Origin of the sequence: Gaetbulibacter jejuensis, from assembly GCF_039524015.1 — a bacterium.
GTDB lineage: Bacteria > Bacteroidota > Bacteroidia > Flavobacteriales > Flavobacteriaceae > Gaetbulibacter_B > Gaetbulibacter_B jejuensis.
On record NZ_BAAAGF010000002.1, the window covers coordinates 350,161 to 370,909 of the forward strand.

General features: G+C 30.4%; 25 protein-coding genes. 10 read left to right on the forward strand and 15 right to left on the reverse strand.

Annotated elements, in window-relative coordinates:
- Nucleotides 1-12: 12 nt before the first annotated feature.
- The 4 genes from ABD011_RS08145 to ABD011_RS08160 all read right to left on the reverse strand — a co-directional run bounded on the left by ABD011_RS08145 (nt 13) and on the right by ABD011_RS08160 (nt 2,411).
- Nucleotides 13-1,041 carry a DUF4405 domain-containing protein gene (locus ABD011_RS08145; protein ID WP_343797320.1) on the reverse strand — a complete coding sequence of 343 codons (1,029 nt, stop codon included), beginning with the start codon at nt 1,039-1,041 and terminating at the stop codon, nt 13-15.
- Nucleotides 1,042-1,082: 41 nt separating this feature from the next.
- Nucleotides 1,083-1,490 (reverse strand): DUF1348 family protein, encoded by a 408-nt coding sequence (locus ABD011_RS08150; protein WP_343797323.1) that lies wholly within the window; start codon nt 1,488-1,490, stop codon nt 1,083-1,085.
- A 37-nt stretch (nt 1,491-1,527) separates the two neighbouring features.
- Nucleotides 1,528-1,800: a hypothetical protein gene (locus tag ABD011_RS08155; protein WP_343797325.1), complete on the reverse strand. Its 273-nt coding sequence runs from the start codon at nt 1,798-1,800 to the stop codon at nt 1,528-1,530.
- A gap of 65 nt (nt 1,801-1,865) precedes the next feature.
- Nucleotides 1,866-2,411 (reverse strand): carboxymuconolactone decarboxylase family protein, encoded by a 546-nt coding sequence (locus tag ABD011_RS08160; RefSeq protein ID WP_343797327.1) that lies wholly within the window; start codon nt 2,409-2,411, stop codon nt 1,866-1,868.
- 253 nt (nt 2,412-2,664) lie between these two features.
- Here ABD011_RS08160 and ABD011_RS08165 point away from each other — a divergent pair, with 253 nt between their 5' ends.
- The 9 genes from ABD011_RS08165 to ABD011_RS08205 all read left to right on the forward strand — a co-directional run bounded on the left by ABD011_RS08165 (nt 2,665) and on the right by ABD011_RS08205 (nt 12,261).
- Nucleotides 2,665-3,381: an AraC family transcriptional regulator gene (locus ABD011_RS08165; RefSeq protein WP_343797329.1), complete on the forward strand. Its 717-nt coding sequence runs from the start codon at nt 2,665-2,667 to the stop codon at nt 3,379-3,381.
- A gap of 2 nt (nt 3,382-3,383) precedes the next feature.
- Nucleotides 3,384-3,518 carry a helix-turn-helix domain-containing protein gene (locus ABD011_RS08170; RefSeq protein WP_343797331.1) on the forward strand — a complete coding sequence of 45 codons (135 nt, stop codon included), beginning with the start codon at nt 3,384-3,386 and terminating at the stop codon, nt 3,516-3,518.
- A 90-nt stretch (nt 3,519-3,608) separates the two neighbouring features.
- Nucleotides 3,609-4,448, forward strand: a complete 840-nt coding sequence (locus ABD011_RS08175) for an NmrA family NAD(P)-binding protein (RefSeq protein ID WP_343797333.1) — start codon at nt 3,609-3,611, stop codon at nt 4,446-4,448.
- A 112-nt stretch (nt 4,449-4,560) separates the two neighbouring features.
- Nucleotides 4,561-5,298 carry a DUF3108 domain-containing protein gene (locus tag ABD011_RS08180; protein WP_343797335.1) on the forward strand — a complete coding sequence of 246 codons (738 nt, stop codon included), beginning with the start codon at nt 4,561-4,563 and terminating at the stop codon, nt 5,296-5,298.
- Between the two features lie 74 nt (nt 5,299-5,372).
- Nucleotides 5,373-6,299, forward strand: coding sequence for an alpha/beta hydrolase family protein (locus ABD011_RS08185; protein WP_343797337.1), 927 nt, complete (start codon nt 5,373-5,375; stop codon nt 6,297-6,299).
- A 734-nt stretch (nt 6,300-7,033) separates the two neighbouring features.
- Nucleotides 7,034-8,119: a serine hydrolase domain-containing protein gene (locus ABD011_RS08190; protein ID WP_343797338.1), complete on the forward strand. Its 1,086-nt coding sequence runs from the start codon at nt 7,034-7,036 to the stop codon at nt 8,117-8,119.
- 472 nt (nt 8,120-8,591) lie between these two features.
- Entirely contained in the window at nt 8,592-9,704 is a 1,113-nt protein-coding gene (locus ABD011_RS08195; protein WP_343797339.1) for an alpha/beta hydrolase family protein, read from the forward strand.
- A complete protein-coding gene (locus ABD011_RS08200; RefSeq protein WP_343797340.1) occupies nt 9,691-11,166 on the forward strand; it encodes a serine hydrolase in 1,476 nt (491 codons plus the stop codon). Before ABD011_RS08195 ends, ABD011_RS08200 begins: the two co-directional genes overlap by 14 nt.
- Before the next feature lie 171 nt (nt 11,167-11,337).
- Nucleotides 11,338-12,261 (forward strand): TolB-like translocation protein, encoded by a 924-nt coding sequence (locus tag ABD011_RS08205; RefSeq protein ID WP_343797342.1) that lies wholly within the window; start codon nt 11,338-11,340, stop codon nt 12,259-12,261.
- Nucleotides 12,262-12,457: 196 nt separating this feature from the next.
- Here ABD011_RS08205 and ABD011_RS08210 read toward each other — a convergent pair whose 3' ends face one another.
- The 7 genes from ABD011_RS08210 to ABD011_RS08240 all read right to left on the reverse strand — a co-directional run bounded on the left by ABD011_RS08210 (nt 12,458) and on the right by ABD011_RS08240 (nt 16,663).
- Nucleotides 12,458-13,087, reverse strand: a complete 630-nt coding sequence (locus ABD011_RS08210; RefSeq protein ID WP_343797345.1) for an NAD(P)H-dependent oxidoreductase — start codon at nt 13,085-13,087, stop codon at nt 12,458-12,460.
- A gap of 1 nt (nt 13,088) precedes the next feature.
- On the reverse strand, nt 13,089-13,826 hold the full coding sequence (locus ABD011_RS08215) for a GNAT family N-acetyltransferase (RefSeq protein ID WP_343797347.1): 738 nt from the start codon (nt 13,824-13,826) through the stop codon (nt 13,089-13,091).
- A 5-nt stretch (nt 13,827-13,831) separates the two neighbouring features.
- On the reverse strand, nt 13,832-14,281 hold the full coding sequence (locus tag ABD011_RS08220) for a DMT family transporter (RefSeq protein WP_343797349.1): 450 nt from the start codon (nt 14,279-14,281) through the stop codon (nt 13,832-13,834).
- Between the two features lie 11 nt (nt 14,282-14,292).
- Nucleotides 14,293-14,694 (reverse strand): DoxX family protein, encoded by a 402-nt coding sequence (locus ABD011_RS08225; RefSeq protein WP_343797351.1) that lies wholly within the window; start codon nt 14,692-14,694, stop codon nt 14,293-14,295.
- A 12-nt stretch (nt 14,695-14,706) separates the two neighbouring features.
- On the reverse strand, nt 14,707-15,327 hold the full coding sequence (locus tag ABD011_RS08230) for a hypothetical protein (protein ID WP_343797353.1): 621 nt from the start codon (nt 15,325-15,327) through the stop codon (nt 14,707-14,709).
- A 75-nt stretch (nt 15,328-15,402) separates the two neighbouring features.
- Entirely contained in the window at nt 15,403-15,990 is a 588-nt protein-coding gene (locus ABD011_RS08235; protein ID WP_343797355.1) for a Crp/Fnr family transcriptional regulator, read from the reverse strand.
- Entirely contained in the window at nt 15,983-16,663 is a 681-nt protein-coding gene (locus ABD011_RS08240; RefSeq protein ID WP_343797357.1) for a VOC family protein, read from the reverse strand. Before ABD011_RS08240 ends, ABD011_RS08235 begins: the two co-directional genes overlap by 8 nt.
- Nucleotides 16,664-16,820: 157 nt before the next feature.
- On the opposite strand from ABD011_RS08240, the gene ABD011_RS08245 reads away from it, so the two are divergent.
- Complete coding sequence (locus ABD011_RS08245) at nt 16,821-17,540, forward strand: DUF4386 domain-containing protein (protein ID WP_343797359.1); 720 nt, start codon at nt 16,821-16,823, stop codon at nt 17,538-17,540.
- Here ABD011_RS08245 and ABD011_RS08250 read toward each other — a convergent pair.
- The 4 genes from ABD011_RS08250 to ABD011_RS08265 all read right to left on the reverse strand — a co-directional run bounded on the left by ABD011_RS08250 (nt 17,537) and on the right by ABD011_RS08265 (nt 20,744).
- On the reverse strand, nt 17,537-18,121 hold the full coding sequence (locus tag ABD011_RS08250; protein WP_343797361.1) for a Crp/Fnr family transcriptional regulator: 585 nt from the start codon (nt 18,119-18,121) through the stop codon (nt 17,537-17,539). The two genes, ABD011_RS08245 and ABD011_RS08250, sit on opposite strands and share 4 nt — an antisense overlap.
- 146 nt (nt 18,122-18,267) lie before the next feature.
- Entirely contained in the window at nt 18,268-18,630 is a 363-nt protein-coding gene (locus ABD011_RS08255; RefSeq protein ID WP_343797362.1) for a cupin domain-containing protein, read from the reverse strand.
- 91 nt (nt 18,631-18,721) lie between these two features.
- A complete protein-coding gene (locus ABD011_RS08260) occupies nt 18,722-19,474 on the reverse strand; it encodes a hypothetical protein (RefSeq protein WP_343797363.1) in 753 nt (250 codons plus the stop codon).
- Nucleotides 19,475-19,535: 61 nt separating this feature from the next.
- Complete coding sequence (locus tag ABD011_RS08265) at nt 19,536-20,744, reverse strand: DJ-1/PfpI family protein (RefSeq protein ID WP_343797364.1); 1,209 nt, start codon at nt 20,742-20,744, stop codon at nt 19,536-19,538.
- Nucleotides 20,745-20,749 lie beyond the last annotated feature (5 nt).

A 20,749-nucleotide genomic window follows, 5' to 3' on the forward strand; every position in this document is an offset into this window, starting at 1 on the left:
TATTTTGAAGCTTTACTTGATACTTAAAATAATTCTATCCACTATGTTTTTAGCCGTTGTGATATTAGATAAATCTGTATACAGTTTCCCATTTTTTCCAGAATGATGACCATGACCTACTAACGTCATGAAATGGTACGGTTTAGTTTTGATATCTCCATCATTAACATGGCTTGCGTATATCAAGGAAGGCTGACCTACTTGTCCTGTTCCTGAATAGATTTTATCCTCTGGGAACCTGTCTTCAGAATAATATGTATTCCAGTCGTACGATTGGTTGACTTCTAACATTACTTTGTAATTATTTATCTTATCCAACTTACTATTTAGTTGAATTATAAAATTACCAGTTGGGGTGGCGCCAGAAACAGCATCAATGTCTTGAGCGTTGTTAAGCGGTACATACAAACCATCAGCAGCTTTTATGCCTCTTTTATGAGACCAATATGGCAGTGCTTCTGGGCGTCGTTTTATGGCTGCTTCCCAAGTTCCGTTTACTTTACTTCCGTAGTCATAAGAACTAGAGGAAATCACTCTAGAAATATAAAGGGTCTCCAAATAATTACCTATACTATCTTCTAACCAAATGGCAAATAAAGGATATTGAAAAGCATCTCCTTTTTTTAATTCTATTTCAAACTGCAAACCGTTTTGTTCATTATTAAGGTTTATAATTTGATAATCTAATTGATTTTCAACTTTTCCCAATTGCTTATTTCTCAATTCATTTCCAAAATTATATACCTCATTAAAGATAGGTAAATTCAAACATAAGGCGGTTACAATAACCGTTGTTATAATCACAATTAAAGGACTTTGAAGCTTCTGTAAACTAGATTTTCTTTTTCCAGAAAGATAATTGTATAATGGTTTTTTGTTGTTTATAATATGAAAAACCATAGCAAAAATGAATAAGAATCCAAAAACGGTATGTACTGACGCTACTATTTTGCTAAAGGGTTTAAAATACATGAGTAACCCAGAAGCTAATAATACAAGTAGTGTAAATACTAATATGTTTCCTAAAAGTCTTCTGTCCATAATAAGTTGTTTTGATAACAATTAGATTTTTTTAAATACAATTATAAGATTCGGTCTTGTTCTTCAATTTCTAGGTCGTTAATACTAGCATATCTTTTTTGCATAAGTCCGTTTTCGTCAAATTCCCATAATTCATTTCCGTATGCGCGATACCATTGGTTATTTTCAGCTTGGAATTCATACTCAAACCTTACAGCAATTCTATTGTTTCTAAAACCCCAAAGTTCTTTTTTGAGTTTGTAATTTTTTTCTTTGTTCCATTTGTTGGTTAAGAACTGCACAATTTCTTCACGTCCATTAATAAACTGGGTTCTGTTTCGCCACTCTGAATTTAGAGTATAGGCTAGGGCTACAGTTTCAGGATTTTTACTATTCCAAGCATCTTCTGCCATTTGCACTTTTTGTTTAGCAGTTTCTTCGTTAAAAGGTGGTAGCGGATATTTTTTCATGATGTTGTTTTTAGTTGTTATAAATCAAAATAGGATATTAGCAATCGAAACTTTCAAAGCACACGTTACAAACCTGCTTTTTTTCTTTGTGTTGTAACTGTATGTGTTTAAGATTACGCTCAACGTAGGCTGTAATCCAACCCTTTTTACGCTCTAGGTTTTCTAATTTTTCAGCTTTTAAGGCTTTGAAAAAGTTTCCGCCATACTCTTGTCTTCCCCAACAATTGGGACAAAAACCTTCTGGAGTTTTACCTATTTTTTCTTGTGGAGTCTTATTTAAAAAGCTCAAAATATTTTTTAGTGTATTCATTGTAATTGCATTTTAAAAAGTTAAAAGAGGGAAGTCTGTTTGTTTTACAAACTTCCCATATTTGATTAAATACTTTCGGCCACGGGAAAGTCAACAGGAACTTTGGTAAGGTTATGTAAATAATTCATGGCAGTTTTATCACTTACTTGAAGAATTAGGTCAACCAAGTTTTCTTTAGTATAGCCTTGGTTAAAGAAATTTTGAACATTCTCATCATCAGCATTTCCTTTGTTTTTAGTAATGTCTGCAGCTAGTTTTACTAGGGCATCTAATTTTGCGTTATCGCTTGTACCTTTTCTAATATCTAGCAATTGGGCATCTGTAAAGCCATTCATTTTTCCAATTACAGTATGTGCACTTAAACAATAAATACAGCCATTTACCTCGCTTACAATTAAGTTAATTGCTTCTTTCTCTTTATTAGAGAATGAGGTTTTAGCATTTTGAAAATTTAAATATCTTCCCAGACCATGGTCAGAATAGGCCATAGTGGCATAAAGATTTGGTACAAAACCTAGGGCCTTGTTTAAATTATCAAAAATTTCTTGATTACTTGTAGCTATTTCATCTCTTGAAGGAACTTTAAATTCTGAAACGGTTACATTTTCCATTTTTTTTGTTTTTAAATTGTTTGTCATTATTGACATTACAAAATTGAGAATAACACACAAGCCATAAAATGGATGAATTACGTCTATGGATGGACAATTTTCCCTACGGTAAAAATCTATTCGAAAGTATGTAGAAGATGTACTTGTAGTTTATTTAGAAAGGAGAATGATTTGTTTTAAAAGAAACACGCATTTCAAATAATTGTTTGAAGCATGCAATTACTTTTCGCTATTTTTTAACTTTACGGTATCGATGACCAGAGATTTTATACATATTAATGATTTTACTATTTTGGTAGAGGAGGCTATTTCGGAAAGAGTGATAACCGATGCTTGCCGATTTGATGAACCTGTAATTGCCGTGGCCTTTTATGGATCAGGAAATGTAGATATTTCTGTTAATTTTAAAAGCACTGAAAAGCAATTTCAACAAACCAAAGGATTGGCTTTGTCTTTTTATGCAGACGAACAAGTAGAATTTGTGCATACCGTATCACCGGAAAAACCTTTACGTTGTTTACTAATAGCAACTTCAATTAGAAATTTAGATAAACTACCCAATGATGAAGGTGAAATTTTTTCGAGCTTATTGAATGAATTGGTCAATCCTTCTGATCATTATGTAGAGGGACCAAAGTTTTTTATGACACCAGAAATGGATCAAATTGTGGATGGCGTATTTAATATGACATATGTAGGAAAAACAAAAATGATGTTCTTTCGTAGTCAAATGACCGCTTTATTGTCGCATTTTTTTGGACAACTAGCTTCCTTAAAAACAAATACAATAAATTCAGCAGAAAGAGAAAAGCTGTATTTGGCTAAAGATATTTTGGTTAATAATTTAGACAATCCACCTACGCTTTCAGAATTGTCTCGTAAAATAGGCTTAAATACCTATAATTTAAAAAAGAACTTTAAAGCATTGTTTGCGCACCCGTTTTTAAATATTTACAAAACGAACGTTTAAAAATGGCTCACGATTTAATAAACAATAAGAAAGCCACAGTACAAGAAGCTGCATGGCAAGTTGGCTATGACAGTTTAGGGTCTTTTTCAAATGCTTTCGAGAAAAAATTTGGATATAGACCAAGCCAAATTAAATAAACTCCTTTTAGAATAAATTAAATTCTTTTTGAAATAACTTATTCCTTTCATTTAGTGTGACTTTTGCTTCATAATTAAAAAAGTCAAATAATGAACAGTAACATTTTAGTGCTCGGAGCTACAGGTAAGACAGGTAGTCGAGTTATCAAGCAATTACAAAAGAAAGGTATTAAACCAAGAGTTGGATCCAGAAATGCCTCTCCAAGTTTCGATTGGAATAATAAGGAAACTTGGGTAAACGCCTTAAAAGATATAGAGCGTGTATATATCACTTTTTATCCAGATTTAGCTGTACCAGGAGCCAAGGAGGCTATTGAAAGCTTTACATATTTAGCTAAAGAACTTGGCGTTAAAAAAGTTGTTTTATTATCTGGAAAAGGGGAAACTGAAGCTGAAGCTTGTGAAAAAATTATAATGACATCAGGTGTCAACTATACTATTGTAAGAGCCTCTTGGTTTAATCAAAATTGGAGCGAAAGCTTCTTTTTAGACCCTATACTTACAGGAGACGTTGCTTTACCCTTGTCAGATGTATTAATTCCTTTTGTAGATGCTGATGATATTGCAGAAGTTGCTAGCACTGTTTTATTAGATGATACTTATAACGGAGAAATTATTGAAGTAACGGGACCAGAGCTTATCACTTTTAAGGATATTGTTAAAACCATTTCAAACGTGAGTAAAAGAAATTTAAACTTTTACGAAATCACTTTAGAGCAGTATGTTGAAGGTATGAAACAAATGCAAGTAGAAGCTGATGTCGTTTGGTTGATTGAATATCTCTTTAGCCACGTGTTAACCAACCCAGAAAATCAAAAAATAACAAACGATATTGAAAAGGTTTTAGGTAGAAAACCAAAAACGTTTTTAGCGTATGCAACAGAAACTGCAAAAACAGGAGTTTGGCAGCCAATAGAAGCTAATAAATAAAAAATTAAAAAAGAGGAAAATTGTCCATCTATAAACGTCGATTATCCATTTTGAGAAATAGAAGTAATGGTCAAATTTGTAACTCAATAACGCAAACTAAAAAAACTTTAAAATGAAACACACGCTTTACTTAGTTATATTCATCATAAGTACAACGCTATCAATTTTTGGTCAGGAGAAACAATTAACTCCATTAAGTCATTCAGCTGATGAATCTTTATTGAAATCTGAAACTTATGTAATGGATTGGTTAGTTGTTACCGATACTACAGAAGTCAAAATAGGTGAGGTAGTAACTCAAATTCAAAAAAAGAATGCTGTTATCTATATTATAACTCAAGTGAAAATGAAGCAATCTAAAAGTGAATGGGTTGACAGTACAACGGTTGCTGCTGGAAGTTTTAAGCCACTTTATCATGCTTCTTACAATGAGCAAAGAGATATGGTTTTGAAATTTGATAAGCAGATAAAAGGTTATTACTTGGATAAAAAAACAGCTATTAAAACAGAAATTTTAGAAGAAACCCAACAGCCATTCTTTGATAGTAACTTTTATCCTCAATTGATACGTTTACTTCCTTTAAAGGATAGCTATTCTGCATCTATTTCCATTTTTGATTACAATCCAAAATCAAAAGTAGGAGTAATTGCAGCAACAGTAAAAAATACCAAAAAAACGACGCTTAATTTTAACAAGACATCCATCCCTGTTTGGAAAGTTGAGGTTACTGATGATATTTCAGATAATAATGTGTTGAACACATATTATATTGATACCCGAACCAGAAAATTACTCATGCACGAAATAGATTTTGGAGGTAGAAAAATGATTATGAGATTATCTGAATAAAAAACATAAATTGATACTATAAAAGCAGGCAATAGGTAAAGCAATTTAAATATCAATAAACAAAAAACGAATCAATGAATAATTTTTATAGAATATTAAAAAAGGTGTTTTTATATACTTTTTCTATTTTTTTACTTTTCTCCGTTGCAGGTTACATTTACCTTTATGTACTTCCTAAAGGTCCTGAAATTACAGCAAGTAGTAAAATTAAAATTGGAGTAGACGCTTTTGTTATCAATGCTTACAAAGATAGTGATAGAAAATCTATTAAAGTATGGACCTATAAACCGGAAAGTTGGAAAGACCAAGATAACATAGTATTTGTTATGCATGGTGGAGGAAGAAATGCAGATGATTATCTACAGGCTTGGATTGAATTGGCAGATATTAATAACCTATTAATTGTAGCTCCTGAATTTGATAACAAGTTTTCAAAATATACAACCAACGATTACCAAGAAGGAAATTTGTTTACCTTTTTTGGGACTAAAAACCCGAAAAGTGAATGGGCATTTACAGTGGTAGAAAACATTTTTGATCATATCAAAATGACCAATAATATTACTAATGACCATTATGATATTTTTGGACATTCAGCAGGAGGTCAGTTTGTGCATAGAATGGTCTTGTTAATGCCTGAAGCAAGAATAAGAACAGCTATTTCTGCAAATTCGGGCTTTTATACATTACCTAATGCAACTCTTGAGTTTCCGTATGGTATTAAAAATGTAGAAATAAATCTGGCAGAATCTTACCGTAAAAAATTGGTTGTTTTATTAGGAGAGTTAGATAATGATCCAAATTTAGGAACTTTTAGAACTACAGATTTGGCAATGGAACAAGGCTCTCATAGGTTGCAACGCGGAACTACTTTTTTTAATACAAATATTGAAATGAAAAACAAGAATAGCTGGGTGTTTAATTGGGAAATTGATACCATAAAAAATGTAGGTCACAATTATAAGAAAATGTCTGAAAATGCAATTAAATGGATAGAGTAAAAACAGTACACAATAATATATGTAATGTGGGCTGATGTGATAAATCGAAGTTTCGGATTACTTTTCCACTCATAGTTTGAATATTTATAAAAAAAACATAATCTTGCTTGTCACCGTTAGGCTAGCTAACGTTCATGTAAGATTGAAAACTAACGCTTTTCAATTCACAATGCACATAATCGCGACTGTTACCTGTAATCGTAAGATAACATTTCATTAAAAACGACCGTAAAGCAATAATAACAAAATGAGAAAAATAAGGCTTATTTAATTTTGACTGTATCAAATTTGTCTCGATTGTTTAAAATATTATCAAATTCAATTGGTTTATTTCCTGTATTGTAAATAGATGCCAGTCATTTTACTTACAAAATAACAAACTAGCTTATGTTTTGTTAAAAAACCATCTTGAAAAATTGTTAAAACCCTATTTTTTATCTCACAATTAATATTTATATAATTTTAATAATTTATAAGTGGGTAGCTATTTTCTTAACCAAAGTCAATTTCTTATTGCTTTCATCTTCATAAATTCGTCAAATAATTTTAGTGGTTTTAATGATTAGATGTTTTCTTAAGATACCTTAAGATTTTAGATTTATAACTATTCTAATTTTACCTCAATTAATGAAAACTATAGTCAAAACTAGAATGCCTTTTGGTTTAGATTACTAAATCAATTAATAATTGAAACTAAATCATATTAGCAATCGTCGAAGATAAAAACGTACAGAATGAAAAATCTATTAACAAAAAGAATATCATCCCTCATACTCTTTTTATTCCTGTTTCAAGTTTCTTTTTCTCAGAAAATAGAAAAGCAAATTGATAGTCTATTATCTACAGTTTATAATGATAGTAATGGTCCTGGTGGTGTTTTTCTTGTGTCAAAAAAAGGAGAAACTATTTATAGAAAAGCTACAGGTAAGTCTAATATTGAACTAGATGTTGACATGACTCCTGAAAACGTTTTTCAGATAGGTTCTATGACTAAGCAGTTTACTGCTATAGCTATAATGATGTTGCAAGAAGAAGGGAAGTTAAATGTATCTGACACTATTTCGAAATATCTTCAAGATTACCCAAATGGGAATAGTATAACAATTCATCATTTATTGACTCATACTTCAGGAATAAAGGATTTTACAAAAATGAAGTTAATTATGTCAATTGCAAAGAGCGATTTGAAACCTAAAGCATTGATTGATTTTTTCAAAAATGAACCATCTGATTTTCTATCAGGCGAAAAGTTTAAGTATAACAATTCTGGTTATACGCTTCTTGGTTATATCATAGAATTGGTGTCAAATCAAGACTATAAGAGTTTTATTGAAGAGCAAATATTTAATAAAATAGGTATGAATCATTCTTACTATGCTAGTGATAGTAAGATAATCAAAAACCGAGCTTATGGCTATCATGGTGGTAAGGCTTATAAAAATAAGTTTGATGTAAGTTTTACCATCCCTTATGCTTCAGGAGCTTTGATGTCTACAGTAGATGATATGTTATTATGGCAACAAGCTATTAATAACAATATTCTAATCTCACAAGAAACTAAAGAAATAGTATTTATGAACCATTCTCTAAATGATGGTACAAAAATTAATTATGGTTATGGTTGGCATTTAAAAGAGATAAATTCAGTAAAAACAAGAGAGCATGGAGGAAGCATTTTTGGATTTAAGTCTATGGCTGTGTATGTGCCAGATTTAGATATTTATGTTGTTGGGTTTAGTAATTGTGATTGTAATTCGCCAACTGTTTTAGTTAGAGAAATAGCTTCTGTTATTATAAAGGATAATGAAAAAAACAAATAGTGAAGAATTATTCAAGATGGATATAGAAACAAAGCAAGATGAAAAATCCATATTAAAAGTTATGAATAAAGCTTATCAAATAGCAGAGAGGTCTGGATTTTATTTTCCGTATAGAAAGTATGATTGGTTAGAATCAAATACTGATTAGCTATGATGAATTCACTTTAATCTCGCTTTCAATCAATCAAGAAAGAATGTTATAATATATTAAAAATAATAACCTAAATCTAACTTATAAAAACGGTTACAATGCATTAACGGAATTTCCCAAGAAACAAATAATGGGATTTTTGGTTTGTTAGGTCTTAATGGTATTGGTAAATCCTCTTTAATAAAAAATAACCGTAGGATTACAAAAGCTAATGTCTTTGAGTTTTCTTGAGCAATTTTATAGAGTGCAGCCAAATGAATCGTTAAAATCAGGATTTGATCTATTATTTAAGGGTACTAATAATAATGCAATACATCAAAAATGAGAACACGAATACATTTACCCATTTTAATACTATTTCTAATTATAACATGTTTTTGTCATTCAAGTGAAGGCACAACTAATGAAGATTCAAAGTTTATTGATTTGGTTATCAAATTAGAAAATAATTCCATTGGAGGCTCACTTGTTATTCCATCTAATTTGAATACAAAATCTTTAGTCATAATGAGTTCAGGAAGTGGACCGCAAGACAGAGATGAAACTTTAGAAGGCTTTAAGATTTTTAAAGTCATTGCTGAACACCTAGCATCAAAAGGTATTGCTTCATTTCGATATGATGATAGAGGAGTAGGTATAAGTACTGGAGATTTTGTAAATAGTACAATAGAAGATCAAACTAATGATTTAGAAGGAATTATAGAATACTTCAAATCTTCTGAAGCAAACAATTTTGATAGTTTTATTTTGTTTGGTCATAGTCAAGGAGGCATCCTAGCTGGAAAAGTTGCTGTTGAAAACGAGTCCGTTAAAAAAGTCGTTTTAATGGCAGCACCATCAGTTCCTTTGGTAGAAGTGGTAACCTATCAGATTAGACAGGAATATAGTGGCTTAGAGATTTCTAAAACATTGATTGAAGCTGATGTTTCAGCACATAACAAATTAATGACAGCTATTGAAGATGATAAAAATATAGAGCAAGCATACCACTTATTTAGAAAAACAACCGAATCTATTTTATATAAAACAAGTTCAGAAAGAGAAGTGAACTCATTAAAAATAAGGCAAAAAGCTACGGACAAAGCCAATGAGTTTAAAATCATTTATGGCTTGCCATCGTTAACGTCATTTCTCTATTATGATCCTTCCAAAGATTTGGAACAATTAAATATTCCAGTATTAAGTCTTTTTGGAGGGTTAGATTTTCAAGTTCCTATATTTCAAAATAAGGATAGAATGGAGAATGCTCTCTTAAAATCAGGTGTTAATTATGATTTTAAAGTGTTTAACAATGCAAATCATTTTTTTCAAAATGCAAGAACAGGAAAACGTGAAGAATATTCAGAACTAAAAAAGGAATTTGTGGATGGGTTTTTAGATGTGATTTCAGATTGGATAATTAAAAATAATAAATTAAAAAATGAACAAAATTAAATACTTTGAATTATTAGTGATTTTTATAATATCCTTGAGCGCAAATTCTCAGCAAAATGAAATTCAATTAAGTGAACGCATTGATGATTATCTTACTAAAAGCGAAATGAATGGTTTCAATGGTGCTGTGTTGATTGTTAAAGACAATACTATTATTCTTAATAAAGGTTATGGATTTGCAAATAAGGAAAATTCTATACCAAACACACCAGAAACGGTTTTTGATATTTGTTCAGTTACCAAGCAATTTACAGGTGCCGCAATACTGAAACTTGTAGAAGAAAAAAAATTAAGTGTAACAGATTCATTGGGACTATACTTTAAGAACATTCCAAAAGATAAAAGTGGGATAACAATTCATCAACTACTGACACATTCTGCTGGTTTTGGACATGGCATTGGAGATGGTGATTTTGATCATATTCCTAAGGATGAATATTTTGAAGAATTGTTTAATGCTAAGCTACATTTTAAGCCAGGAACGACATATTCTTATTCTAATTCTGGCTACAGTATTTTAGGAAGAATCATAGAAATTGTTTCAGGTAAAAGTTATGAAGCTTACTTAAAAGAAAAACTTTTTGATCCCAGTGGAATGCATAACACAGGATATTTATTACCCCAATGGAACAATAAGGCTATTGCTAATGAATATGTTTACAATGTAATTAATAAAGGAAATCATGTTGAAAAGTATAAAGCAGACAATAAAATAGCCTGGCCATTAAAAGCTAATGGAGGGGTTAATTCCACTCAAAACGATATGTACAAGTGGTATTTAGCCTTAAAGAATAACACAGTTCTTAGTAAAGCATCTACAGAAAAATTAATTAAACCATATATAGCTGAAGACGAAGAAGCAACAAGTTATTACGCCTATGGTTGGACGACGTATCAGTCTTCAAGAGACACAAAAATCGTGATGCACAATGGCTTCAATGGTGTGTCATACTATGATTTTATTTGGTTTCCACAAGAAGATGCCTTGATTTTATTTGGTACAAACTCATCAACTAGAGAAGTTTCATTAATTCCATATCGAATAAAGAAAATGCTGTTTAATCCAGATTATAATCCCGTACCTATTTCAAATAATGAAATTACTAAGCTTTTAAACTACATTGAAAACTATGATGATGATATTGAAAAGCTGGGAGAGGAGTTACATACTACATTCGGAAAAATAATCAGTGATCCAGTTATTTTAAATAGATTGAGTGGAATATATATGAGGGAACAGCAGCTTAAAAAATCAATCTGTCTTGCAGAGTTCAACACTAACTTATTTCCGAATGATGGTAATATTTGGGATACTATGGGAGATATTTACTATCAAGCGAAACAATTTGCAAAGGCAAGGGAGAGCTATAAAAAAGCAATAGAACTTAAGCCTGTAGAAGGAGATTGCTTTTGGTGTGAAAACTCATGCCTGCAACTTAATAAGTTGACTTTTAATAATTAAAACTAGTAATTTAGTTCTTTACATCAACAACGAATCGATTTTTACAAAAATGAAAACTTATGGTAAGTCTCTTATCAGGTTTATTTCAGTATGAAGATTTTAATGGTAAAATCTATTAATCTAAAAACAAAAAATCTATTTAAATTAACCACTAGTAAACATTTTAGTTTTATGAATAAATTCTTATTGTTTTTCTTAATAATTGTAACCTTTTTTAGTTGCAAAAACAGTACTATTTCATATTTTGATCAAGATCCTCCTTCAACAGTTCCTGAGTTATTTGCACCATCAATTGTTAATACTGACAATGTCGAGTTGAATGTGGTTTTTAACAATGATAATACAGAAATGTTCTTCTCAAGAATTGTAGACAGTAGCTTTGTTATTCATCATTCTGAACTTATTAATGGAGAGTGGTCTGATATTAAACCCATTAAAATGTATGGAGATAATGTTTTAGTTTCAGTTGCTTGTGACCCTACAATTACTAATGACGGAAAGACAATGTATTTTCTGGGTGTTGACCCAAAGCTTTATAACAATAGCGTTACCAAAGAAGAACTTTACACGATACCACCAGATATTTATAAAAGTGAAAAAGTAAATGGTAAATGGCAATTAGCTTCTAAAGTAGATTTTTCAGTTTCAACGGAATATTTTGAAACTTATCCTGTTGTTACGGCGGATGGGAGTTTATATTTTCGTTCAAACAGACCAAATAATAAAAGAGGAATGCAAACGTACCGTGCGCAATATTTAGGAAATGGAAAATTTGAAACACCTATTGTCATAAATATTAAGAGCGAGAACAAAGAACTAATAACATATGTTTCACCAGATGAGCGATATGCCATTACTAACGGAAAGGGTAAATTTCAAATAACCTTTTATGAAAATAGTAAATGGACAAAACCCAAAGAGGTACCATTAAAATACGAGAGTAATTGGAGATACTATAGTCCATATATGTCTTCTGACGGAAAATACTTTATCTATTCAAGAAGATATAACAACCCTGAAAAAAAAGGATGGGCAGGTGTTGAAAAAGGAGAGGTGTATTGGGTAAATGCTAAAATACTTTTTGATTCAAAATAGATTAAATATTTACTAACGTGTTTAATGAGAAATAGCAGCTTAGAAATAAAACAAAAGTATAATCATAAAAAAATGTAAGTGCAGATTCTGTAGGTTAGTCATTAAAAATCCGACAGTGTACTTACTTTGTTACAATGCTAAACAAAAAAGGGCTTAACCATTATGATTAAACCCTTAATACAAAAATCTAATTAAACTAAACAATTTCAAAAAGTTCATTAATAGGCTTTCTTACTTTAGGTAATTCTGCAGTATCATCCTCGTGATGTCTGTATCCAATAGGTGAAATAACGGCAGCATTTAAGCCTTGTTCATTCAAACCAAGTATTTCGTTGTACGCTTCAGGTTCAAAGCCTTCCATAGGGCAAGAATCAATCTTTAATTCTGCACAAGCACTTAAAAGGTTCCCAAGTGCTAAATACGTTTGTGATTTTAACCAATTAGTTTTTTCTGTATCTGATTTCTCGTTGAGTTTAGACTTTATGAAATCACCATAACCGTTTAGGCGTTCTAAATCTAGATTTCGAGTAACTGCTGTTTGTTCTATGAAATTATCAATAGCTTGTGATGTAGCATCTGTGTAGTTACAAAATACTATCAGATGCGAAGCATCTGTAATCTGACTTTGATTCCAGGAAACTGGCTTTAATTTTTCTCTAATTTCAGGGTTTTCAATAATCAAAACTTTATACAGTTGTAAACCGTAAGAAGACACAGAAAGTTGAATTGCTTGTATGATTTTTTCAAGATCATTTGAAGATACTTTTTTAGTAGGATCAAATTTTTTGGTGGCGTAACGCCATTGTAAATGTTCTAATAAATTCATTTTATATTGTTTTTAGTTTATAATTACGCATTAAAAAGTCCGTTGTAAATCCCATCTTTTCGTACATGTATTTCGCCATTTGAGAGGCTTGTAAAGTGGCAAGTTCTAAGCCATTTGCTTTAGCTTCATTAAGAATGTTGTACATAATTTGTGTGGCTAAGCCTTTGCCTCGCATTGATGGTATTATGCCTAAACTGTGTATGCCTAATGTTGTTAGTGTTTTGTGGCAGATTACAGTTCCGGCAATCTCATTATTAAAGTATATGTTGTAGTAATTAATTTTTTGAAATGTCTTGTTTATGGTTTCTTCGGAGATTTTATAACCAAAGCTCATTTCAAAAGCCTTACTCCATATCTCAGCCTTATTTGAATCGGTAACTAATTCAAATTTCAAATACGTTTTTGTTTTAAATGAGGGAAGTTCTTTTAAGTCTAAAGACATTCCATGTTGAGAAGAAACTTGATCAAATCCGTAATAATCAAAAATTAGATTCACCTTATCAGAATCCTTATCGAAATATGAAAAGGTAAGATTATCCATTCTTGATTTTAGTATTAAGCTAATATCGTTTAGTATACTAATATTATGAGTTTCTTTTAGCCAGATCTTATTGGGCCATTGAGAGTCTTTAATAAAGCAATAGCCTATAAATTCATCTTCATTATAGGTGTTAAATGGCTGTGTAGCATTTTTCCATAAATCAATGAGGTTGCTAATGTTACGTTGTCTTGTTGTCATATTAATTATTTAGTGTTAAGTAGTACAATGCCAATGAGCATAGCAAATGCACCAATAATTCGTTTTTTAGTTAAGGGTTCAACAGGTAGATTTAACCAGCCATATTTTCCTGCGATTAATGAAAAAATAAGTTGACCACAAAGTCCAAGTGCAATCATTTTTGAAATACCTATTTTAGGTATGGTATAGAAGTAAATGTATATGCCGATAACACTAAACAACCCTCCGATAAACCATAGATACCATGGTACCTGTGTTGAGGTTAAAGTTTGAATAAGTCCCTTTTCAGTAAAAAAGAGAAATGCAAGTCCAAAAACGACGCTGCTTATTGATGAAGCAACGACAGCTATGATAGGTTGTTTAAGTAATCCACCCAATTGTGAATTAAACCCAGCTTGTATGGCTAAAAATACACCACCTGAAAGTGCTAGGATAAATAAAAGATAGAGTCTCATGGTTCTGTGTTTTAATCCCATTTGTTTGTATAAGAAAGCGCAATTTTACCAGCACCTGTATAGAACATAGCGAGTCCAAAAACAAAGTAGATAACAATTGGACCTACATACCAGCCACCAAATTCGTTAAGGGTAAAAAAGTTTGGTAATTGTACCATTAAGATGGCTACTAAACAGTTAATGGCAAAAATCAATCCAGCTAGTTTTGTCCTATAACCAATGATTATTAACAATGGTGCCAATATTTCACCAATGTAAACACCATAACTAAAGAAAGAAGGCAAACCATAGTCAGATAATAAGCCTGAAATAAATGACACACCATTTATGAGTTTAGTGATGCCATATACTAGCATAGTTGATGCAATTGATGTTCTTAATAGTAATAATCCGATGTCTAATTTTGATTTCATAATATGTCTTGTTTAAAAATTATATTTAAATGCTACTCCGAAGTTTTCTAAAGTTTTTTCGGCCTTTTTAAATTGATCTAGATTTATAGCTAGACTAACATGTAGGGCTTCTTTCTTGATTCCTATTCTTAGTTGTTGGATACCTCTATCTAAATATTTTAAATTAGTATTCATTACAGTGAAAAGTCTAGTGAAAAACTTATAAGCGGTATTGATTCGTTTACTATAGTTTAAGATTAAAGATTGTTCTAGCGTAAAACCATTTTGGTAAGTAGTACCAATATTGTAATTCAGTGAGAAATTTTTTGTGTTTAAAGCATACTGAAGGGTTATCGTATTGAAGCCGCCAGGATTTTTAACTCCAAAGGCTACATTAGCTTTAAATGATTTATTGATGGCATAAGACAACATGTTTCTAATAAAAAACATATTGTTATTGTCATTGTTATATTCGGTGTCAAATAGTGTTATATTATTTATAGACCATTTCTTAGATAAATCATATCCAATGTAATGTTGATAGCCAATAGAGCGATTACCAAATGTAAATTCAGGTGAAAATTTAGTATTCTGTGAATAGACTAAAAATGTACCTAGTAAAGTAAAGAGAGTAAAGACAATAAATCGTTTCATGACCCTTATAATTGTTTATGGGTCAAAACTATAGATTGATTTAAAGGAAAAACTTAAGGTATATTAAGAAAGAATCTAAGAGTGTTTTTTTCGTAAGTAACTTAAAAATTCAGGTGTTACTCCTAAGTATGACGCTATAATATATTGAGGAACACGTTGCTCAATATCTCTGTAAGACTTGATAAAATCCTTATACCTGTCGTAAGCGTCGTCGCTCATACTGTCTATAACGCGCTCTTGAATGGCAACATACGCATTTTGAATTTTAATTCTAAAGAAATGGGAAATTGCAGGAACGTCCAGATAAAGTTGTTCCAATTTTAGTCTAGGAAGTTGAACAAGTATTGTAGGTTCTAAAGCCTGCACATACATTCTTGATTTTTTTCTACTCAGGTAACTGTATAAATCATTTATCCACCATTCTTCTACTCCTAATTGTAAAGTATGCTCTTGGGCTTTCTCATCTAAGTAATAGCTTCTCATACATCCTTTGGCAATAAAATTCATTGAATTAGAGGTCTCACCAGGTTGAAACAAAAAATCCTTTTTGTTTAGTTCTTTAATTTCAAGAATTTGGGTGAATGCTTCTATATCATTTTCATTTAGATCGACATCTTTTTTAATATGATTGATTAGTAGTGATATGTGATCTTTTTCAGTCATTTTTTTTAATTATCAGACTTTCATTTAGAAAATTCATTTTATAAAAAAAGTTATTGTTCTCTATTAAGGCATTAAAAGGAGAGGGCTTTATGGAAATGTCAGTAGGAAACCATTTCGATCTCTTTTTATAGTTAGGTAATAAAAATAGACCTTCTTGAGATCCATTAGTCCCAAAACTAATGGTATTGCCTTTCCAAAAAGGTGAGTTCATTTTTTCAACTAAAAGGTCATTATATTTTTGAATATTTGTAGTTGGTATTCCAATTTCATTTACACATAGTACATCGTTAATACTGAAACTGTCTTTGGTGTCATTCTTTAAGTCTTTTCTAACTATAAATTCAGCAATATTACCATTGGCATCATAGAAATAGAATGAGTAGGCGTTCCAGCTTTGAAAATTTTGAATCTTTTTATTGGGTTCAATTTCTAAGATTTTAGTTTTTTTTTCTAACCAGTTAAAAGCTTCATTAAGCTTGTTAGAGGGTATTAAAAAACAATAATGATACTTATGTTGAATAGATGATTTAATAAAGCTTAGTTTACTCCATCCGATTTTTATTGTAAAACTATTTGCACTCTCATTTGTTATAGGAAATCCTAAGGTGTTATTATAAAATGCTTTTTCAGCATTAAGGTCTAAACAAAATAAAGATAATTCTCTAATTTTCATTTTATAAAAAGAAACTGATGGTTAAAAATACAAAAAAGCTAAATTTTGAAGACATTTGGTTAAAATACTATTTATTGGAGGTTTTGTTCTTAACTAAAGTCATTTTTTAACTTGTTAATAGAGTCTAGTTTTGTAGAGAATTATTAAAAAAAGTATTATGAAGAGGAGTGCTAAAATTTCAGGTTTTGCTTATGCAATGATATTTTTCACAGGTTTTTATGCGAATTTCGCGATTTTATCAGGCTTAATTGAAATAGATAATCCTTCAAAAACACTATCCAATATCTCCAATAATCTAAACTTATTTAGAAATGGTTTATTGAGTTTTTTATTGATGTTACTGTTTGATATTGTGTTGATTGCGTCTTTGTTTAACCTTACTAAGGCAGTTAATCGTAATTGGTCTTATATAGCTTCAGGTATTAGAATGCTTCATGCGCTGTTTTTTGGAATGGCTTTACTAAAACTGAACGAGGTTTTCAATATTACAAATACCATTGGTTACTCTAATGAACAATCTAAAGCAGTGATGGATTTATTATCAACATTTGATGAAATGTGGACTGTAGGTTTGTTGTTTTTTGGAGTTCATCTTTTGATATTAGGATATCTAGCAATAAAAGCTAATCATATACCTAATTTTTTGGCGTATTTACTAATTATAGCTGCATTTGGATATTTTGTTGATGGAATTGCGAAGCTGAATTTTAATGCTTATTATGATTATCAAATTTATTTTGAAGCAAGTGTTGTTTTAACTGGTGTTATTGGCGAATTGTCATTCACTATTTGGTTGTTTATTGTAGGATTTTCAAAACGTAATTTAGGTTTAGTTAACAAAGAACATAAACTTACTTCTTATTTAGAAGAATCTTAGAAGTTTTTATTTTTCATAACTCGTTTACGTATGCGGCTAAGAGACTCTGGTTTAACACCAATGTAACTAGCTAATAAGTAAAGAGGAACTCGGTTTAGTAAATTAGGTTTATCTTTTAGTAAGCTAAGATAACGCTGTTCAGGTGAAGCAATTAAATATTGGGCTAATGCTTCTTGGTGATCTCCTAAATCTGTTTCAACCGAAGCTCTACATAAGGCTTCATATTGAGGGATTTTTTTAATGAGTTCATTTTCTTTTTCCTTGGTTAAGATTGCTAGTTTACAATCTTCTATACATTCTAAATAATGATTAGAAGGTTCTTGTTTATTTAAACTGTTCAAAGATGAAATAGATGTGTTTTCTTCGTAGAAATTTGTTGTAATTTCTTCCCCATTAACAATATAATATTTACGAACCAAACCAGAAAGATTTTGATAAGATGCTTTTGCAATTTGACCTTCTCTTAGTAGAACAGTTCCTTTATCAAATTGCTTTAATGGAATACAGTTTTCTACAATCTTAGCTTCTTCATCTGTAAGGTCAATATATTGTTTTATACCTTCAACTATTTCGTTTGCCATAATTGTAAAGTTAATCAGTTTTTTTAATCAAAGTAATTATCCTTTTGCAAAAAGTATAGCATAATAATGTAGAAGAGATGAAATCATTTAATTTAACCAAATCAATTACTAGTTATAATTTTTAATTGCATTCAATTATACTAGTATCATTTTTTTTGACTTTCTATAGATTTTGTAATTTTAGATATTACATTTCCTGTGTGTAAAGTAGATTTACTTTCAATCAACATTATTGTACACTCTTTTTGCGAAGAAACTTTATGATTTAGACCTTTAGTAACAACAAATAAATCTCCCTTTTGCATTTTAAAACTAGGTTTGTTTTCTATTTCCATCAATAATGACCCTTCAATAATGAAAAATAACTCATCTTCATTTTTATGATTGTGCCAAGGCACTTTGTTACCATTGATCTTAACCAATTTGATGTACTCGTTATTTACCTCTGCAATGATTTTAGGTGTATATAATGATTTTATTTTTTGACATGAGTTAAAGATGTTTAGCATAATATGTAGTTAATTTAAATAAAATCAAACTGATTTTATTTACTCTTTAGGAATGATTTTTTACAGTTTTGTTTGTGCTTTTATATTTGTATTAATCAAGAGGTAAGAATGTTAACGATAAAAATAAAACATTTGTACATATGTGTAAAAAGAGAGGGTACTGAAAACCGAAGACTATCCTTGTGTAACCAGCAATAAATGCGCTAAATAATTGCGGTAATGTAAGTATGGGCAACCATAAAAGGTTGATGAGGTTTAGTTCAAAATTAAAAATATGTAGCCAAGCGAAACTGATACATGATACGTAATAAATCCACTTAAATTGCTTTTTCCAAAACTGTTGTAAAGCTTGTCTTGTAGGTCTTCTACTGGATAATACGTACACTATTAATAATATGAAAGCTCCTGCTAAGAATCTATACCAAAATGTGTCGTCTATCATAGATAATCGGCTTTTAAAAACTGCTTTGGTAAGTATATAATATGTAAATGTCCCAGATGTTAACGCAAAATAAATCGGCTTGAACTTTAAAGACAGCCTGAAGGTTATTTCTTCAAATAATGGTAAAATAATCCCACCAACTACTAATAAGAGTAGAGGGGGAAATCTTTTAGTCATACTTGTTGAGGTTAAATTTTCAGGTTCATAAATAAACTGTAACAATGAGGCTACAGTTATTGAGAAAATAACTTTTATAAAGAAAAGTCCTATGGTGTCGTAGACTTTATTTTTAACGGTTTTATTTTCTGTGAGATTATCTTCAGGGTATTTAATAAAACGGAGTAAATCCTTTATTAATGATATATAATATTTTGGTTTTATTAATGGGTAAGGTGTTGTCATCATGCTCTGTTTAAGTATGAGATGTTTTTTATTTTTAGGGTATAGGATATTTGTTGCGTAATTATTCTTGTAATTCTTCTAACAACTTGGTAGCCTTATTTTTTAGTAGTCCTTTTAAAATTAATTCATTTAGTAGTTCTTTGGCTTTTTCTTTGTTTCCAATTGAAACATAAGTTTTAGCTAAAAACAAGTGTAAATTTTCATTAAAAAAGTGTGGAGAGGCTAATTCAAACAATTCAATTCCCTTGTTTAATTCTTCATTGTTTTCTTCTGAAGCCAGTATTTTATAATATCCATAGGCTGCGATTAAAGATATATCGTATTTTGCTTTGTTCTTTTCCAATTCTTCTTCAGCCCATTTAATAGTCTTTTCATCATTTAGTAGTTCTTGAATTAAGTAAACACTCTTTTCATCATCATACCATTTCCTATACACAGGATTATTTCCTAGAGATTTTACTACAGCTTCTGCGCATTTTGTTGTAGAGAAAGGATTTTGACCTGTCACAAATTTGCCTGAAACTACCACTTTAGATAACATGAAATCGGTTTGTTCAAAACTAGCACCTCTTTCTTTTAGTTTGTTTTCTAAGCTAAAAGGAAATTCCTTTACCCATTTTTTACCAAAGAGTTCTTCTTCAACATTACAAAAACTGGTTAATTCTATACCATTAATGATATATTCATCGTTGTCCTTGACATTAACAAAGGCTGCAGGACCATGACATACAGAGGAAATCACAGTGTTTTCTCTTTTATATAAATTTAGAATAATATCTTGAAGCGAAGGGTCGTAAGGTAGATCAAACATGGCACCTTTACCACCTACAATATAAATAGCATTATAATCTTCAGCATTGACATCTGCTGTAGCTAAGGTGTTCTCTAATAATTTTAAAGCGTTTTTATCTTCTAGGAATGTTTTATTGTAAAGCTTTTCTTTATTGAACTGGTCAGCATCAACTTTTCCTCCTTTTGGGCTTGCTACATCTATTAATAAATTATTATTCTTGAAAATTAAATAGGCTTGCGAGAACTCATCAAACTCGAATCCTGGTCTTATTACACCTTTATCTTTTCCGTAGCTACTAACGACCATTAATACTTTTTTTTGACCTTCATGTCTTTGAGAAAATAATAGTATAGGTAATAAGAGCGTAATACTTAAAATAATGTTTTTCATTTTTTGATTGTTATTGATTAAAGCAAGACGACGAATGATATCCCATTTCATTACTTCTTTTTTGTGAAATTCTGATGATAGTATCATATTTT

Coding starts and splice junctions, on each gene's coding strand:
- ABD011_RS08145 (WP_343797320.1), bottom strand. CDS start 1,041: ATGGACAGAAGACTTTTAGGAAACATATTAGTATTTACACTACTTGTA.
- ABD011_RS08150 (WP_343797323.1), bottom strand. CDS start 1,490: ATGAAAAAATATCCGCTACCACCTTTTAACGAAGAAACTGCTAAACAA.
- ABD011_RS08155 (WP_343797325.1), bottom strand. CDS start 1,800: ATGAATACACTAAAAAATATTTTGAGCTTTTTAAATAAGACTCCACAA.
- ABD011_RS08160 (WP_343797327.1), bottom strand. CDS start 2,411: ATGGAAAATGTAACCGTTTCAGAATTTAAAGTTCCTTCAAGAGATGAA.
- ABD011_RS08165 (WP_343797329.1), top strand. CDS start 2,665: ATGACCAGAGATTTTATACATATTAATGATTTTACTATTTTGGTAGAG.
- ABD011_RS08170 (WP_343797331.1), top strand. CDS start 3,384: ATGGCTCACGATTTAATAAACAATAAGAAAGCCACAGTACAAGAAGCT.
- ABD011_RS08175 (WP_343797333.1), top strand. CDS start 3,609: ATGAACAGTAACATTTTAGTGCTCGGAGCTACAGGTAAGACAGGTAGT.
- ABD011_RS08180 (WP_343797335.1), top strand. CDS start 4,561: ATGAAACACACGCTTTACTTAGTTATATTCATCATAAGTACAACGCTA.
- ABD011_RS08185 (WP_343797337.1), top strand. CDS start 5,373: ATGAATAATTTTTATAGAATATTAAAAAAGGTGTTTTTATATACTTTT.
- ABD011_RS08190 (WP_343797338.1), top strand. CDS start 7,034: ATGAAAAATCTATTAACAAAAAGAATATCATCCCTCATACTCTTTTTA.
- ABD011_RS08195 (WP_343797339.1), top strand. CDS start 8,592: ATGAGAACACGAATACATTTACCCATTTTAATACTATTTCTAATTATA.
- ABD011_RS08200 (WP_343797340.1), top strand. CDS start 9,691: ATGAACAAAATTAAATACTTTGAATTATTAGTGATTTTTATAATATCC.
- ABD011_RS08205 (WP_343797342.1), top strand. CDS start 11,338: ATGAATAAATTCTTATTGTTTTTCTTAATAATTGTAACCTTTTTTAGT.
- ABD011_RS08210 (WP_343797345.1), bottom strand. CDS start 13,087: ATGAATTTATTAGAACATTTACAATGGCGTTACGCCACCAAAAAATTT.
- ABD011_RS08215 (WP_343797347.1), bottom strand. CDS start 13,826: ATGACAACAAGACAACGTAACATTAGCAACCTCATTGATTTATGGAAA.
- ABD011_RS08220 (WP_343797349.1), bottom strand. CDS start 14,281: ATGAGACTCTATCTTTTATTTATCCTAGCACTTTCAGGTGGTGTATTT.
- ABD011_RS08225 (WP_343797351.1), bottom strand. CDS start 14,694: ATGAAATCAAAATTAGACATCGGATTATTACTATTAAGAACATCAATT.
- ABD011_RS08230 (WP_343797353.1), bottom strand. CDS start 15,327: ATGAAACGATTTATTGTCTTTACTCTCTTTACTTTACTAGGTACATTT.
- ABD011_RS08235 (WP_343797355.1), bottom strand. CDS start 15,990: ATGACTGAAAAAGATCACATATCACTACTAATCAATCATATTAAAAAA.
- ABD011_RS08240 (WP_343797357.1), bottom strand. CDS start 16,663: ATGAAAATTAGAGAATTATCTTTATTTTGTTTAGACCTTAATGCTGAA.
- ABD011_RS08245 (WP_343797359.1), top strand. CDS start 16,821: ATGAAGAGGAGTGCTAAAATTTCAGGTTTTGCTTATGCAATGATATTT.
- ABD011_RS08250 (WP_343797361.1), bottom strand. CDS start 18,121: ATGGCAAACGAAATAGTTGAAGGTATAAAACAATATATTGACCTTACA.
- ABD011_RS08255 (WP_343797362.1), bottom strand. CDS start 18,630: ATGCTAAACATCTTTAACTCATGTCAAAAAATAAAATCATTATATACA.
- ABD011_RS08260 (WP_343797363.1), bottom strand. CDS start 19,474: ATGACAACACCTTACCCATTAATAAAACCAAAATATTATATATCATTA.
- ABD011_RS08265 (WP_343797364.1), bottom strand. CDS start 20,744: ATGATACTATCATCAGAATTTCACAAAAAAGAAGTAATGAAATGGGAT.